Source organism: Sphingobium sp. (genome assembly GCF_003248505.1).
In the GTDB taxonomy this organism is placed as follows: Bacteria; Pseudomonadota; Alphaproteobacteria; order Sphingomonadales; family Sphingomonadaceae; genus Sphingobium.
This window is the reverse complement of sequence record NZ_QFOA01000001.1, coordinates 29,200-45,317: the sequence shown is the minus strand read 5'-3', so window position 1 is coordinate 45,317 and position 16,118 is coordinate 29,200. Positions and strand designations below refer to the sequence as shown.

Here is a 16,118-nt window from a genome sequence, read left to right as displayed (position 1 = left end):
ATGAGAGATGAAATCATGTCCGCCCGCCCGGATTCGCTCCATCGCCCCTGTTCCAATATGGCGGATGCAGGAAACCGGCAACCGCCGGACCGCAGAAAGCGAGGTTGTCTTGAACGTGCGACGCAACATTGTCTTCATCGCCGCCCCTCAAGGCGCGGCGGGCGGAGGCATGGGCAGGGTGAAAGACTATATCATCGAAGCCGCGCCTTCGACCTGGCCCGATTTGCGCGCGCTTCACCTCGTCACCCGCGATGAATCGACAAGGGTGCAGTCGTTGTTGCTGCTGTTGAAAGCGCTGCGCACGATCTTGCGGTACCGGCGGGAAATCCTGCTGGTTCATGTCAACATCGGGGACAAGGGGTCGGCGTTTCGAAAATCGGTCGTCACGCTCTTTTCCCGCCTGCTCGGATTGCCGGTGGTGCTTCATCTCCACGCCGTCGAACTGGAACAGATGCCAGCGACTGCGCTCACTCTCCTCGGCTTCGTCTTTCGCAGCGCGACGAGCGTCGTCGTTCTGGGCGAACGCTATCGGCGCTGGGTGATCGAGCGTTTGGGGGTGAAGCCCGAACGCGCGAAAATCCTTTGGAACGGCGTGCCGGTCGAAGCGCCGCCCCGCCGCGTTCACGCTGACGGAAAAACGCCGCTCGACATCCTGTTTCTCGGCAGCCTTGGTCAGCGCAAGGGCACCCATGACCTGCTTGCCGCACTGGCGGCGCTTCCCGCGGACGTGCCGGACTGGCGCATGACCTTCGCAGGTCCGGGCGATATCGACGCTTTTCAGGCGAAGGCCGCGGAACTCGGCATCGGCGAACGCTGCCGCTTCACCGGCTGGCTCGATCAGAGCGGCTCGCGGGAAGTGACCGCTTCGGCGGACATCATGGTATTGCCGTCCTATCACGAAGGATTGCCGTTGGTGATCCTGGAGGCGCTGGGGCTCGGCACGCCGGTCGTCACCACGCCGGTGGGCGTCATACCCGAAGTGCTGACGGACAGGCAGGATGTCCTCTTCTGCCAGCCTGGCGACGTCCCGGCGCTGGCGGACCGAATCGCCGCGCTGCTGCGCGATTCCGGCCTCCGCCAGTCATTGAGCGACAATGGCCTTGCCCTCTACCAGCGTCGTTTCTCGCTGGCATCTTTCAGCGCCAGCCTTTCGGACATATGGCAGGCATCGCTCCCGACCGGCGCGCAGCCGATCATGGGCAACCAGACCGCCTGAGCCATCGCCCTGTCGACCGCCCTCCCTTATCCTGAGGACCTTGCCCGTCCCGTCGTGACGGCCGCCGCGCCCTCCTCCCACCTCGCCTATCGCGGGGATATCGACGGGCTGCGCGCGCTGGCGGTGATTCCCGTCGTGCTGTTCCACGCCGGGATGCGGGGGTTCCGGGGCGGATTTGTCGGCGTCGATATATTTTTCGTCATATCGGGATTCCTCATCACAGGCATCCTGCTGCGCGACGCGCAGATGGGGCGGCTGTCCATCGCCGAATTCTACCGCCGCCGCATTCTACGCATCTTCCCGGCGCTCGTCGCAACGGCGTTGTTCGCATCGGTCGGTGCGGTGATCTGGCTGTTGCCGGGCGAATGGGAACGCTTCGCGCGATCGCTGATCGCGACCGCATTGTTCGGTTCGAACATCAGCTTCTACCTTGCGACCGATTATTTCAATCTGGGCGCATTATCCGAACCGTTGCTCCACACCTGGTCGCTGGCGGTGGAGGAACAATGGTATCTGGCCTGGCCCCTGGTGATCGGCCTGCTCGCAAGGCGGCGGCGGGGACTTATTCTGGGCGTCGTGGGCGCTATCACCGCCCTGTCCTTCGCCTATGCGATCTGGCTGCTGCCGCGCGATCCTTCGGCGACTTTCTACCTCTTGCCGACACGCGCCTGGGAACTGGGCATCGGGGCCTGGCTCGCTGTGTCCCGGCAGGGACCGGCACCCCGATGGCTGGCCGAACTCATGAGCGTCGCGGCGCTGGCAATGATCGGAATCGCAGTCAAATTCTACACCGAAACAACCCCTTTTCCCGGCCTCACTGCCGCGCTGCCTTGCCTCGGCGCGGCGCTGCTCATCCATGCTGGCCGGTCGCGCCCGTGGGTGTCGCGCCTGCTGGCCGGTGCGCCCTTCCGCCAGGTCGGACTGATCTCCTATTCGCTCTATCTATGGCACTGGCCGATCATCGTCTTTGCGCAGGGGGGCCTGTTTATCGGGCACGATATCATAGCGAAGATCGGCCTGATTCTGACGATCCTGCTTGTTTCGGTCGCGTCCTGGTGGTGGATCGAGCGGCCGTTCCGCCTTGCGAGCCGGGATTGGTCTACGCCGCGCGTCCTGTGGGGCGGTGCCGCCGCGATGCTGGCACTGATCGCGCTGGCGCTGGCCCTGCCGGTCATCGCCAACAGCCTGTCGCGCTACGACGCGAAAGACCGGCAACTGGCAGGCTACCTCTTCTACAAGGGCGATGAGGCCTACCGTGCGGGACATTGCTTCAAGGTCGGCTGGAACAGCGCCTACCGCCCCGCGCAATGCCTTGCCACGTCGGGCAAACCCGCAATCGCCTTCGTGGGAGACAGCCATGCCGCGCATCTGTGGCCCGGCCTGTCGCGCTACGCCGACCGCTACGATCTGGTGCAGGCGACGGCCATCGGCTGCGTCGCCCGGATCCCGCAGCATATGAAACCCGGCAGTTGCGAAGCCGTCGTCGGCGGCCTGCTGACCGGCTGGCTGCGGGATCATCGCCCTGCCGCCCTGGTGATCGCCTCGCGCTGGCGGCTGGGCGTGCTGGACGGGGTGGAACGGACGCTGCGCGACCCGCTGGTGCGGCGATCCCATCCCCTGCTGGTCGGACCGATCCCGCAATATGAGACCGAATTGCCGCGCCTGATCCTCGCCGCGCGGCGGCGCGACGACCCGGATCTGCCGCGTCGGATGCTACTGGACGAAATGTTCGCGGTCGACGGGCAGATGCGCGCCATCGCTGCGCGCACCGGGACGCCCTATCTCTCGCTCATCGACCTTATGTGCGACGCGCAAAGGCACTGCCGCACGCAGGCGCGACCGGACGAGCCGATGCAGTTCGACTATGGTCATCTGACCGCGCCCGGATCGGCGTTCGTCGCCGACGCGATCCTTGCCAAGCTGCGCGCGGCTTATCCTGAGGCCATGGCGGCGAATTAACGCGCGGGCGCGGCGTCCAGCGCCTGGGCGATCGCGTTCCAGACAGGCTTTTTCTGAAAATCGGCGTCGCGCGGCGTCGGCCGCAGCGCCATGCCGTCGCTGCGCTTGCGATCCTTGTCCTGCATCAGCCAGCTATAGCGATCCGCCGCCGCCCAGGTCAGCACGCCGAGGCAATGGTCGAAGCTCAGCGACACGTCGAGCAGTGACTTCACCAACGCAGCAGAGGCGCGGTCGCGCGCGTCCACGTCGCCGATCGTGCCGCTGTCGTCGACATCCAGTTCAGTGATCATGAACTTGAGGCCCATCTGCTTGAGCTCTTCCAGGAACCGCGCCCATTTCCCTTCGGAAAAGGCGTAGCTGGTGCGCAGATGCGCTTCATAGCCAAAGCCCTGCAACGGCGCACCGCGTTTCAGCAGCCCTTCGACGATGCGCAGCGTCTCGTCCCGCTGCTTGTCCTCCCACCACCATTCCTGCGCGATCAGCGTCTGGTTCATCATCCGCAGCGCGTGGGGATCGGCCTGCGCCGTCGCGTGCAGCGCAATGTCCATATACTGCTCGCCCAGCTTGGCAGACCACAGTTTTTCCAGCAGCACGCCCTTGGCCGTCGTCGGTTCGTTGATGACATCCCACTGCGCGATGCGGCCTTTCCAGTGGCCCACGACATGGCCGACATAGTCTTCCAGGAAATCGCCGGTCTGCGCCGCGCTCATCCCCGCAATCCGGTCGGCGGCCCAGGCCGGTTCGCTGCGATACCAGGTCAGCGTGTGACCTCGCATCTTCATGTCGTTGGCCTTGGCGAAGGCGTAGATCGCCTCCGCCCGCGAAAAATCGTAGGTGTCGGGCGCGGGCATCACCGCGTCCCACTTCAACTCGTTTTCCGGCACCAGAATGTTGGCGTCGGAGATCAGGACCTTTTGTAATCGGGGATCGCCCAGCGCCCGGCCATTGACGGCGGACCCGAACAGCAGTCCCTTGCGGTCGGCTCGCGCCCGCAAGGAGCCGGGTTGATCGTCGAAAGCGGCGGCGGCGGGAATGATTCGCGGGACCGCGGCAGCAAGGAAGGCAGCGGCACCGCCAAGGGTCAGGAGGTCGCGTCGGTTCATGGAAGACTCCAAGCTGTTCGCAGACGCGGCGCGATCGGCACGAAGCCGCCTCGCTGCGCCGGCATGGCCGGTTGCACGATCCTCTGCCCCGGCATCTAGGCGGTTCGACTGTGAACTGCCCATGAATGCCGCTCCGTCAGTAAGCGTTCTTATGCACTACCACCAGCGCCGTGCGGATCAGGATGGCGAGGTCGCCCGTCATGGTCCAGTCGGACACATATTCCAGATCGGCCTGCAACCGGTGCATCAGGTCGTCGCGATGGTCCGTGGCCCCGCGAAACCCCCTGACCTGCGCCAGCCCGGTGATGCCCGGCTTGATCGCGTGGCGCAGCCAGTAACGCTGGTCAATGTGCCAGAAAAGCTGATCCCCCGCGAGCGAGCCGAGAGCATGGGGCCGTGGTCCGACCAGACTCATATCGCCCTCCAGCACGTTGAAGAGCTGCGGCAGCTCGTCCAGGCTGGTGCGGCGCAGGATGCGGCCCAGCGGGGTGATGCGATCGTCGTCGCGCGACGCCGAACGTGCGCCCGCCCCATCGGTGGTTTCGACGCGCATCGACCGGAATTTATAGACGTGGAAAAGCCGGTTGCCGCGTCCCATGCGCGGCTGCCGGAACAGGATCGGTCCGGGACTGGTGAGCTTGACCGCCATGGCGATGATCGCCAGCAGCGGGGTCAGGACGATAATCGCAGGCACGGTGATGCCAAGGTCGAACAGACGCTTGAGCACCCGGCTGCGGATGTCGAGCGGCCCCTTCGACACCGGAATGCCGACCAGCGTCGATCCGTCGGTCGCGTGAAGCTGGCCGATGGTATGGATTTCAGGCAGCAGCAGTTCGCCGTTGCAACCGATCCCCTTGAGATACAGCGACCAGCTTTCGCGTCGCTCCACCGATGCGGACACGACGACGCGGTCGGCCCCCACCAGCAGGCTGGAGATATGATGGAGCGCATGGGGGTCGTTGGGATCGGCCGTCACGCCGTGATCGGCGACGTCGATGACATCGAAGCCATGGGGAACCGTAATGGGCTGCCCGTCGATCACCAGCAGCCGGCGCATGAAGCGCGAACTGAGCCGCACCCGCACCATCCGCATCAAGACGACCCGCTGGATCGTCAGCAGCAGTGCCGCGATCGCCACACCCATGAACATATAGGACCGCGACAGTTCGGGCGCTTCCTTGATCGCGAAGCGGACGAGGCCGTAAAAGCACAACGCGATGGCCAGCGACGTCAGCACGCGGTTGATACCCGCTCGCGTCGTGATGCCTTCGTAGGAATAGGCGCCCGAATAGAAGCTGATGATCGTGAACATCGGCAGCAGGCTGATCAGCGCGGTATGATCGAACACCACGCCGCCATGACGGATCAACCCGGAAAGCCCAAATCCGATCAGGACGGCCACCAGGTCGAACGACATCTGGGACAGATAGACGACTACCCTCAACGCTTCGGTGGACAGAGGACGCCTGTACCTCTGCCCCGGCGTACGGACCGAAAGCCACGTATCCACCGACAATCGTCCCTTCCCTGTTCCCGGTCTTTTCCGCACCGCCCTTGGCGGGCGGCATCGGATCGGTGCGAACGGCTTTCGCCACAGCAGCCGATTGTGCGACACGCTTAGCACGAGCCGCACGCCGGAGTCTAACAGGTCGGGATCGCCCGATGCCGCCTAAAGCGACGAACGGACGAATTTCACGGTCGGAATTTCGGCGGAATCGTTCCGCCGCGCCATCCGAACCGGTCGATCACATCATCACAAGAAAAGCGCATCCCGCAAAGGCCGCGGTCAAAGAGGCATAACCGACCCACCGAGACGCATGATGCAGGATGACCTCGGGATCGACCGGCAGCTGCCAGCTTGGCGTGTAGCGCATTCCCAAGGACGCAATCGTCCTGTCTTCCATCGCAACCCACTCCATAATTTATATATTTCATTTTCAACGCATCGAGATGCCGACATGTTTCATCACATAATCTGTCTCAATAAAAGACAATTTAATCGATTTTCCCCATCGAAAAAGGCTCGGACCGGAAAATCCCCTGAAATCGAAACCGCTTGTCCGAGTTCCGGCGCGGTTCATGCGGAAAAATTGCGACGGTTATGTGCGAACCTAGGCCTTCCCAGCGCGTCGCAAGCGGTCGTTCAACCCATCAATTCGGCCACTCGCGGACGCAGGCGCTCGACAGCGGCGGCGTGAATGCCGGGCGTCGTGCATAACAGGCCAAGGGCGGTGGGTTGCGGTCGGTTGAACCGCATCGGCTGCCCCAATGCATCGCTCACCGCCGCGCCCGCTTCGGTGCAGATCAGCGCCGCCGCCGCGACATCCCACTCGTTGCCCCAGCGCACTGTCGCCACAAGATCGGCTTCGTCCGCCGCCACCATCGCCATGCGCAGCGCGATGCTGTTGGGCTTGTGCACCGCCATCAGGTCGCGATCCTGGCGGGGAAGCTGATCGGCGGGCACCCGCGCGCCCGGCAACACGCTTCGATCCCCGGCTTGCAGCGCACGCCCGTTGCGGCTTGCCCCGGTGCCTGCCTGCGCGATCCACAACTCATTGCGCGCGGGCGCGGCAAGGATGCCCAGCCGCACTTCTCCGTCCTCGACCAAGGCCACGGAAACGGCCCAACCGGGTCGTCCGCGCAGATAGTCGCGGGTGCCATCGATAGGGTCGACCACCCAGACGCGCGGCACGCCCAGGCGATGAACCGTATCCGCCGTTTCTTCCGACAGCCAACCCGCCTGAGGATCGATGGCGCCCAGCCTTTCCCGCAGCATCGCATCGACCGACAGGTCGGCCTCGCACACCGGATGGCCCGGAACCTTTTCCCACTGGCGAACGCGCGTCTCGCCGCCCGCCCACAGCGTCAGCGCATGGTCGGCCGCATCGGCGACTGCCGATACCACCGCGCGGGTGAAGGCTTCATCCCCCGGCAACGGTCATCCCGTCGATGCGGATCGTCGGCACGTTGATGGCGTAACGGAAATGAAGGTCTCTGGCAGGCACCAGCGAGCGGAACATGTCCTTGAGGTTGCCGGCGATGGTGATTTCCGACACCGCATGGGCCACCGCGCCATTTTCGATAAGGAAGCCCGCCGCGCCCCGGCTGTAATCGCCGGTCACGCCGTTCACGCCCATGCCGATGAGTTCGGTGACATAGAGGCCGCGCTTCACGTCCGCCATCAGGTCGCCCGGAGACGCTTCGCCCGGTTCCATATGCACGTTCGTAACGCTCACGCCCGGCGCGCCGCTGCCGCCCCGGCTGGCATGGCCGGTAGGCTCCAGCCCCAGTTGCCGTGCCGATGCGCTTTCCATCAGCCAACCGGTCAGCACGCCCCGGTCGATCAGCGCGCGCCGGTCCACCGGCAACCCCTCGCCGTCGAACGGGCGGGATCGCAGACCGCGCGGCCGCAGGGGATCGTCGACGATCGTGACGCCTTCGCCGAAGATCGCCTCGCCCAGCATGTCGAGCAGGAAGCTCGACCGGCGCGCGATCGCGGGACCGACGATGCCGCTCACCAGATGGCCGATCAGGCTGGAGCCGATCCGGGGATCGAAGATCACGGGCATGACCCCGCTCTCGATCCGCACGGGATTGAGACGCGACACGGCCCTTTGGCCCGCACGCGTGCCGACCGCCTCCGCGTGGTCGAGGTCCATCAGGTGCCGTGCGCTGTGGCTGGCGTGATCGCGCTGCATGGTCGACCCCTCGCCCGCCAGCACACTGGCCCAGATCGAATGGCTGGTCGCCGCATAGGCGCCGGCAAAACCGTGGCTGGTCGCCAGCGCCATCTGGCTGCGCCCGCTCGACGCGCCGCCGCCCTCGCTGTTGGTGACGCCGGGAACGGACCGTGCCGCATCCTCCGCCTCCAGCGCCCGTTCGCGCAGCGCGACCGGTTCCGGCTCCTCCGCGTCGGTGAGGTCGAGCGCGGGCGGACGCCTGTGCAGCAGCCTGTCCTCGGGCGCGAGGCCGGCATAGAGATCTTCCGGCGCTTCGCGCGCCATCGCGATGCAGCGCTCGACCAGCGTATTCAGCGTCGCCGGGTTCATGTCCGACGCCGATATGCTGGCGGACCGCTGGCCGATGAAGACGCGCAGGCCGATCTCCTCGCCTTCCGACCGATCGACATCCTCCAGCGCGCCCAGCCGCACCGCGACGTTGGTCGACGCGTTGCAGGCATAAATGGCGTCCGCCGCGTCCGCCCCCGCCGTGCGCGCAGCGCCGACCAAATCCTGCGCGCGAGACTGGGCTTCTTCTAGACTGAGCATCGGGAGGAGATAGTCCTTCTTGGCGGGATGGGAAGGGGCGGCCTTACGCGCTCGGCACGGACGGGGCAACGCCCGCCAGCCAGCGGTCGAGCAGGTGCCAGGCGACCGCCATGGGCGGCGGCGCGAGGAACGGCGCGCCTTCCGCCCCGTCCAGCGCCGCGCGGACGCCGTCCGTATCGCACCAGAAAGCGTGCTCGATCTCGTTCGCGTCGAGCGTCAGCGCATCGTCGTCCGCCTGCCCTATGCACGCCATCATCAGCGACGACGGAAACGGCCAGGGCTGGCTCATCACATACCGCACGTCGCGCACGCGCACGCCCGCTTCCTCATGCAATTCGCGCGCGACCGCTTCCTCGATCGTCTCGCCCGGCTCGACGAAGCCCGCCAGCGCGGAATAACGCCCTTCCGGCCAGCCATGCTGCCGTCCCACCAGCACGCGCCCGCGATGTTCGGCCAGCATGATGACGACCGGGTCGGTACGCGGGAAATGCTCCGCCCCGCACGCCGTGCAACGCCGCGACCAGCCCGCTTTCACCGGCTGCGTCGACCCGCCGCAGACGGGGCAGAAGGAATGCCGCGCGTGCCAGTGCACCAGGCTGCGAGCCGTGCCGTACATCGCCACCTCCTCCGCCGGGACCAGCCCCGCAATGGCGCGGCTGCGGGGTGTGGGCACCAGATTGGCGCCGAGGTCGCCGACGAGCCGGGCGAAGATAGGCCGGGCCTGCCGATCGACGCCCAGCAGCACATGCTCTTCGACATGCGCACCATATTCCAGCGGCTCCAGCACCAGATGGCCATCCGCCTCGACCGGCTCCAGCCCGTCCATCGCCAGACGGCGGGCGGAAGGATCGGCGAACGCTTCATGCAGCAGAGCGGGATTGGTGCGGATATGGTCGACCCGGTCCACCGTTCCGCCGACGAACCCCGGCACCCGGTCGCGCATTTCAGTCCCGTGCATCCCCATCCTTCCTTACCGCATCCGCCGCCCGCGCGAAGAGCGTCGGCAGGCCCGCCTCGTCGATCCGCGCAACCGGCCACCATTCGCCCTCGCCCGCAGGCTGCCCATCCACATGGGCATGGTGGACACGCAGCGCCAGAGAGAAATGCGTGAACACATGGTCGACCGGGGCCTCGATCGTGCGCCAGTCTCCCTCCATCGGCGGCGTCGCATCGGGCATATCGCTCCAGTCGGAACTGGGCAGCGCCCGCATACCGCCCAGCATTCCCTTGTCCGGGCGGCGGACCAGCCAGACATGCCCGTCCCGCTCCATCCACCAGCCATGCCCCGTGCGATGCGGCCTGGCTTTCTTGGGCGGCTTGACCGGAAAGGCGGCGGGGTCTGCGGTGGCGAAGGCGGCGCAATCGTCGCGCAGCGGGCATATGCCGCAGGCAGGCTTGCGCGGGGTACAGATCGTTGCGCCCAGATCCATCATCGCCTGCGCGAAATCGCCTGCGCGCGCATCAGGCGTGATCCGGTCCGCCGCCGCGCGAATCTCGGCGCGGGCGGCAGGCAGCGGCGTCGCGATCGCGAAGAGCCGCGCCACCACCCGCTCGACATTGGCGTCCACCACCACCGCACGCCGCCCGAAGGCGATGGAAGCGACGGCGGCGGCGGTATAGGCGCCCACCCCCGGCAGCGCGCGCAGCCCCGCCTCGGTATCGGGAAAGCGCCCGCCATGCGCGCCTGCCACCGCTCGCGCGCAGGCAAGGAGGTTGCGGGCGCGGGCGTAATAGCCAAGCCCCGCCCACGCCGCCATCAGGTCGGCGTCGTCCGCGGCGGCCAGCGCCTCGACGGTGGGCCAGCGGGCAGTGAACTTCGCGAAATAGGGACCGACCGCCGCCACCGTCGTCTGCTGAAGCATGACCTCGGACAGCCACACCCGATAGGGATCGGCGGCGTTGCTGCCGGGCGGCGCGCGCCAGGGCAGGCGGCGCGCGTGCACATCGTAATGAGCAAGCAGATCGCCTGCGATTTTTCTGTCTGTGCCCTCGACGCGCATGGCGGCCCTATGCCATGAAGCGGTCCATGACGGAACGCCCGGCCACACCCAGACTCAAGACGAAGGCCGCACCGGTGCAGGATCGTCCGCGCGTCGGCGCGCCGCGCGCCATCGCCGACCTCATGCCCGACATCGGTCGCGCTGCCTTCCGCAAGTTCGGCTTCGTCCAATCGAGCATCGTCACGCGCTGGGCGGAGATTGCCGGACCGCAATATGCCGCCATTTCCGCGCCCGAATCGATTCGCTTCCCGGTGGGGAAGAAGGCAGGCGGCACGCTGCAACTGACGGTCATGAGCGGCCATGGCCCGATGATCCAGCACATGCTGCCCGACCTCGTCGAACGGGTGAATCGCTTTTTCGGCTATGCCGCCGTCGCAAAGGTCGCGTTGCGGCAGGGGGACATCAGCCCGGTGCAGGCCGAACGCCGCCCCCCGCCCCGCAATCTCAAACCCGTCCCGGTCGACTTCGGCGATTCGCTGCGCGACATCGGCGACCCCGAATTGCGCGCCGTGCTCGAATCGCTGGCGCAGGGCCTTGCCAATTCCACCGGTTTGCCCAAGATCGGCTGATCGGGGGCCGTTCTGCCGCCCCGCCCAATGGAATACGCCCCATGAAGAAAATTCTTTCCCTCGCCCTGCTCGCTCTTCCCGCGGCGCTGGTTGCCGCGCCCGCCGCCAACTGGGTCGGCCGTGTCGTCATGACGCCCATAGGCGGCCATTATATGGGCAATCCCGCCGCCCCCACGAAGCTGACGGAATATGTGAGCTACACCTGTTCGCACTGTGCCCATTTCGTGCGCGACGGCTCAGCCCCGCTCAAGGCCGATTATGTGAAGGGCGGCAAGGTCGGCATCGAGGTGCGCAATGCCGTGCGCGACAAATATGACCTGACCGCAGCGCTCCTCGCCCGCTGCGGCGGTCCGGGCAAATTCATGGGCAATCACGAAGCGCTCTTCGCCAACCAGGACGCATGGATGCCCCAGATCGAGGCTTATGACGCTTCCACCGAAGCCAAGCCGACGGATCAGGTCGCCGCGCTCCAGGCCATCGGGCAGAAGACCGGGCTTTACGCCCTCATGACGAAGCGCGGCTATACCGCAAAGCAGCTCAATGCCTGCGTCGCCAGCCCGCAGGCGATGAAGCAGGTGCTCGCCATGACGGACGACGCATGGAACAAGGTGAAGATCACCGGCACCCCCGGCTTCGTCGTCAACGGCACGCTGGTGAAAGGATCGACCTGGGAACAGCTTCAGGCCGCATTGCCCGCGCCCGCTCGCTGATCTAAACCGCGCCTCAGACCATCATCGGAGCCTGCCCCCCGTGAAAGCCCTACCCGTTCTCGCCGCCCTGTCGCTCAGCCTCTCGCTCGCCGCCTGCGGTAAGGGGGAAGACAGCGCCAAGCCCGCCGGCGCGTCCATCGCCGCCGTGCCCCCGCCTGCGGGCACCAGCTGGTCGCAAACCGTTTCGCCGACGCAGGACGGCACGTTTCTGATGGGCAATCCGTCGGCCAAGGTGAAGCTGATCGAATATGGCTCCTACACCTGCAGCCACTGCAAGGACTTCTCCGCCGAAGCGTCGGAAGAGATCAGGAAGCTGGTCGACACCGGCAAGATGAGCTTCGAATTCCGCACCTATGTGCGCGATCCCATCGACCTTACCACCGCGCTCCTCGCCCGCTGCGGCGGCAAGGACATCTTTTATCCGCTGTCCGAACAATTCTTCGCCAACCAGACCGCGATGTTCGACAAGGTTCAGGGCAAGGACGCGGCGTTCAAGGCGGTCGAAACCATGCCCCCCGCTCAGCGCTTCGCCGCGATCGCCAACATCGCGGGCCTGGTCGAATATGCGCAGCAGCGCGGAATTTCCGCCGATCAGGCGAAACAGTGCCTTGCCGACACCGCTGCTGCCGAACGGCTGGCGAAGGGCGTGGAGACGGCCAACAGCCAGTATAACATTCAGGGCACGCCCAGCTTCATCATCAACGGCGTTCTTGTCGACAATGTCGCCAACTGGAAATCGCTCCAGCCCAAGCTCAAGGAAGCGGGTCTCTGATTGGGCGCCGGGGGGCGGCCCAGCGGACATGAGGGGGCCGGGGCGGCCTTTCGCCCCGGCATGACCCCGTGCAGATAAAGCGGCTCAAACTTTCCGGCTTCAAAAGCTTCGTCGATGCGACCGAATTGCGCATCGAACCGGGCCTGACCGGCATCGTCGGCCCCAATGGCTGCGGCAAGTCCAACCTGCTGGAAGCGATTCGCTGGGTCATGGGCGAATCGAGCGCGCGGTCGATGCGCGGCGCGGGGATGGAGGATGTGATCTTCGCGGGCACCGCCTCGCGCCCCAGCCGCGACTTCGCCGAAGTTTCGCTGCTGACGGTGCAGGAGCAGGGCGAGCTGTTTTCCGCGGTGGAGGTGGGCGCGGACGGCGAACTGGAAGTCACCCGCCGGATCGAGCGCGGCGCGGGCAGCGCCTATCGCGCCAACGGACGGGACGTGCGCGCGCGCGACGTGGCGCTGATCTTCGCCGACGCCGCCACCGGCCCACACAGCCCCGCGCTCGTCAGCCAGGGGCGCATCGCCGCCGTCATCGCCGCCCGCCCGCAGGAACGCCGCGCGATGCTGGAGGAAGCGGCGGGCATCGCCGGGCTGCATGTCCGCCGCAGGGACGCCGAACAGAAATTGCGCGCCGCCGAATCCAATCTCGCCCGGCTGGACGAAATCCTGATCGACATGGACACTCGGGCTGCGGCCCTGCGGCGGCAGGCCCGGGCGGCCGAACGCTATATCCGCCTGTCCGACCAGATCCGCGTGGCGGAGGGCCGCGCTCTCTTCGCCCGCTGGCGCGAAGCCCATGCCAGTGCCGAAGCCGCCCGCGCCGAAGCGCGACAGGCCGACGCCGCCGTCACCGCCGCGCAGGCCGGGCAGACCCACGCCGCCGCTGCCGCGCAGGCCGCGCTCGCGACCCTCGCCGACCGCCGCGCCGCCGCGCAGGCCGCGCGCGATGCCGCCAGCGAAGCGGGCCACCGCCTGGCTGCGCTGCGCACCGAACGCGATTCGGTCGTCCACCGCCTCGCCGACCTCATGCAACAGTCCGGGCGGCTGGAGGAAGACAGGGCACGCGAAGGCACACTTGCCAACGACGCCGCCGACGCCATCGCCCGCCTCACCGCCGAAGTCGCGACGCTCAAGGGCCGGGTCGCCGATACCGAAAAGCTCCGCCCCGCCTTCGCCGCCCGCATCGGCGAAGCAGAGGCCGGGGCGCGTGACGCCGAAGTCGCGCTGGCGAAGGCGATGGCGACGCAGGCCGCCGAGCAGGCCGAACTGCGCGTAGCCGAAGCTGCGCTGGCTGCCGCGCACAGTCGCCTCGACCGGGCACAGCGCGATGTCGCCCGCCTCGCTGCCGAAGCGGGTGCCCTGCCCGACCCCGCCCCGCTGGAGGCACAGCGCGATACCGCACTTATGCAGCAGACGCAGGCGCAGTCCGCCCGCGCCGCCGCCGAGGAAGGCATCGCCGCCGCCGAAACGCAGCGGCAGGCGGCAGCCGACGAACGCGCCGCCGCGCAAACCGGCCTCGCCGCTGCGCAGGCCGGGCTCGCCGCGCTCGACAGCGAAGCCGCTGCCCTGCGCCGCGCCACCGAAACGGGCGGCGGCACCGGGCGCGCGCTCGACCGGCTGAAGGCCGCGCCGGGCTACGAACGGGCGCTTGCGGCTGCGCTGGGCGACGATCTCGAAGCGCCGGTGGCGAGCGAGGGCAAGCGGCGCTGGAGCGGCGCCGACGCGTGCCCCGAAGACCCCGCCCTTCCTCACGGCACCACGCCTCTGGCTGCCCATGTCGACGCCCCCGAACAGCTGGCCCGGCGTCTGGCGCAGGTGGCGGTCGCCGACAGCGATGACGGCCAGCCGCTCGCAGTGGGTCAGCGGCTGGTGACGCGCGCGGGGCAGATGCGCCGTTGGGACGGCTATGTCGCGCTGGAAGGCGGCGCCGCGGCGGCGGAGCGGCTCATCCGGCTCAATCGACTCGACGCGCTGACCGCCGCGCGCCCCGATGCGCAGGCGCAGGTCGATGCCGCCACGCTCGCGCGGGCGGACGCGCAAGGGCGAGAGCAGGCCGCCGCGCAGGCTCTGGCGCAGGGTCGCTCCGCCTTTACCGAGGCGGAACGGCGCCTGCGGACCGCGATCCGCGCGGCGGACGAAGCGACTACCGCGCTCGAACGTCTCGCCGGGCGACGCGAGGGCGTGGAAGAACGCCTCGTCGCCGCGCGCCGGGACGAGGATGCGGCCCGCGCCGAATGGGACAAGGCGCAAGCCGCGCGTGCCGCCGTCCCCGATGGCGAAGGCACGAGCGCCCTCGTCACCGCCCTGTCCCACGCCCGCGACAAGGCCCGCGCCGCCGTCAGCCAGTTGCAGGCGGAGCAGGCGCTCGCCGACCGCGCGCTGTCCGGCGACCGGGAACGGCAGTCCGCCGCCGAAGCGGAGATCAAGGGCTGGCGCGCCCGCGCGGGTGAAGCGGCCAGGCGCATCGCTGCGATGGTGGGCCGCGCCGACGATATCGCCGCCGAACAGGGGAGGCTCGCCGACCGGCCCGATGCACTGGCGCGCCAGATCGCCGACCTCGATGCCAGCGGCGCAACCCTGGGGCAGGATGCGGACGCCGCCCGCCGCGCCGAACAGGACGCCGAAGACCAGCTGCGCGCCGCCGAAGCCCGCGCGGCGCAGGCGGGCGAAACGCTGGCCGCCGCGCGGGAGGCCCGCGCTACCGCCACCGCCCGCGCCGAATCCGCCGACGAACGGCGCTTGGAAACCAACCGCCTGTCGGGCGAACGCTTCGAATGTCCGCCTCCGATGCTCCAGGAAAAGCTCGGATTCGCGAGCGCCGACATCCGCATCGCCCAGACCGAACAGACCGACCATGACCGGTTCGTCATCGAACGCGAGCGGATCGGCCCGGTCAACCTCGTCGCCGCGCAGGAGCTGGAGGAGCTGGAGGCAACGCAGGCGACCAGCCGCGCCGAAAGCGCCGATCTTTCGACCGCGATCCACCAACTGCGCGGATCGATCGGCAGCCTCAACCGCGAAGGCCGCCAGCGCCTGCTTGCCGCGTTCGAGGCGGTCGACGGTCATTTCCGCCGTCTCTTCACCACCCTCTTCAACGGTGGGCAGGCGCATCTGGAACTGGTCGACAGCGACGATCCGCTCGAAGCGGGGCTGGAAATCATGGCCCAGCCGCCGGGCAAGAAGCTCGCGGCGCTGACTCTTCTGTCGGGCGGGGAGCAGGCGCTGACCGCCGTCGCGCTCATCTTCGGCCTGTTCCTCACCAACCCCGCGCCCATCTGCGTGCTGGACGAAGTGGACGCACCGTTGGACGACGCCAATGTGGAGCGTTTCTGCGATCTCCTCGACGCCATGGTGGCACAGACGAACACCCGCTACCTGATCGTCACGCACAACGCCGTCAGCATGGCGCGGATGCACCGCTTGTTCGGCGTCACCATGGTCGAACAAGGGGTCAGCCGCCTCGTGTCGGTCAACCTGCAAAGCGCAGAAGCGCTGCTGGCGGCGGAATAGGGTCCAGTCGCG

At 67.5% G+C, this 16,118-nt stretch carries 13 protein-coding genes; 6 read left to right on the top strand and 7 right to left on the bottom strand.

Annotation, left to right across the window (positions count from 1 at the left end):
- The first annotated feature begins 115 nt into the window (after positions 1–115).
- A complete protein-coding gene (locus DI606_RS00190) occupies positions 116–1,216 on the top strand; it encodes a glycosyltransferase family 4 protein (RefSeq protein WP_293978797.1) in 1,101 nt (366 codons plus the stop codon).
- Positions 1,217–1,270: 54 nt separating this feature from the next.
- A complete protein-coding gene (locus DI606_RS00185) occupies positions 1,271–3,175 on the top strand; it encodes an acyltransferase family protein (protein WP_293978794.1) in 1,905 nt (634 codons plus the stop codon).
- Here the strand turns inward: DI606_RS00185 and DI606_RS00180 are convergent.
- The 7 genes from DI606_RS00180 to mutY form a co-directional block, all read right to left on the bottom strand.
- On the bottom strand, positions 3,172–4,278 hold the full coding sequence (locus tag DI606_RS00180; RefSeq protein ID WP_293978791.1) for an endo-1,4-beta-xylanase: 1,107 nt from the start codon (positions 4,276–4,278) through the stop codon (positions 3,172–3,174). The genes DI606_RS00185 and DI606_RS00180 overlap by 4 nt on opposite strands.
- Positions 4,279–4,414: 136 nt before the next feature.
- Positions 4,415–5,788, bottom strand: coding sequence for a sugar transferase (locus DI606_RS00175; RefSeq protein ID WP_293978789.1), 1,374 nt, complete (start codon positions 5,786–5,788; stop codon positions 4,415–4,417).
- 235 nt (positions 5,789–6,023) lie between these two features.
- Entirely contained in the window at positions 6,024–6,182 is a 159-nt protein-coding gene (locus tag DI606_RS00170; RefSeq protein ID WP_293978787.1) for a hypothetical protein, read from the bottom strand.
- A 239-nt stretch (positions 6,183–6,421) separates the two neighbouring features.
- Complete coding sequence (locus tag DI606_RS00165; protein WP_293978785.1) at positions 6,422–7,213, bottom strand: 3'(2'),5'-bisphosphate nucleotidase CysQ; 792 nt, start codon at positions 7,211–7,213, stop codon at positions 6,422–6,424.
- Complete coding sequence (locus DI606_RS00160) at positions 7,200–8,546, bottom strand: TldD/PmbA family protein (RefSeq protein ID WP_293978783.1); 1,347 nt, start codon at positions 8,544–8,546, stop codon at positions 7,200–7,202. The genes DI606_RS00165 and DI606_RS00160 overlap by 14 nt, the downstream gene beginning before the upstream one ends.
- 43 nt (positions 8,547–8,589) lie before the next feature.
- Positions 8,590–9,504, bottom strand: coding sequence for an NAD(+) diphosphatase (gene nudC / locus DI606_RS00155; protein ID WP_293978780.1), 915 nt, complete (start codon positions 9,502–9,504; stop codon positions 8,590–8,592).
- Positions 9,491–10,546: an A/G-specific adenine glycosylase gene (gene mutY, locus DI606_RS00150; RefSeq protein WP_293978777.1), complete on the bottom strand. Its 1,056-nt coding sequence runs from the start codon at positions 10,544–10,546 to the stop codon at positions 9,491–9,493. Before mutY ends, nudC begins: the two co-directional genes overlap by 14 nt.
- A 26-nt stretch (positions 10,547–10,572) precedes the next feature.
- Between mutY and DI606_RS00145 the strand changes: the two genes are divergently transcribed.
- The 4 genes from DI606_RS00145 (at position 10,573) to smc (ending at position 16,106) form a co-directional block, all read left to right on the top strand.
- A complete protein-coding gene (locus DI606_RS00145; protein ID WP_293978774.1) occupies positions 10,573–11,115 on the top strand; it encodes a DUF721 domain-containing protein in 543 nt (180 codons plus the stop codon).
- Positions 11,116–11,156: 41 nt separating this feature from the next.
- Positions 11,157–11,825: a thioredoxin domain-containing protein gene (locus tag DI606_RS00140; protein WP_293978772.1), complete on the top strand. Its 669-nt coding sequence runs from the start codon at positions 11,157–11,159 to the stop codon at positions 11,823–11,825.
- Positions 11,826–11,865: 40 nt separating this feature from the next.
- Positions 11,866–12,597, top strand: coding sequence for a thioredoxin domain-containing protein (locus DI606_RS00135; RefSeq protein WP_293978769.1), 732 nt, complete (start codon positions 11,866–11,868; stop codon positions 12,595–12,597).
- Positions 12,598–12,665: 68 nt separating this feature from the next.
- Positions 12,666–16,106 (top strand): chromosome segregation protein SMC, encoded by a 3,441-nt coding sequence (gene smc, locus DI606_RS00130; protein ID WP_293978766.1) that lies wholly within the window; start codon positions 12,666–12,668, stop codon positions 16,104–16,106.
- Positions 16,107–16,118 lie beyond the last annotated feature (12 nt).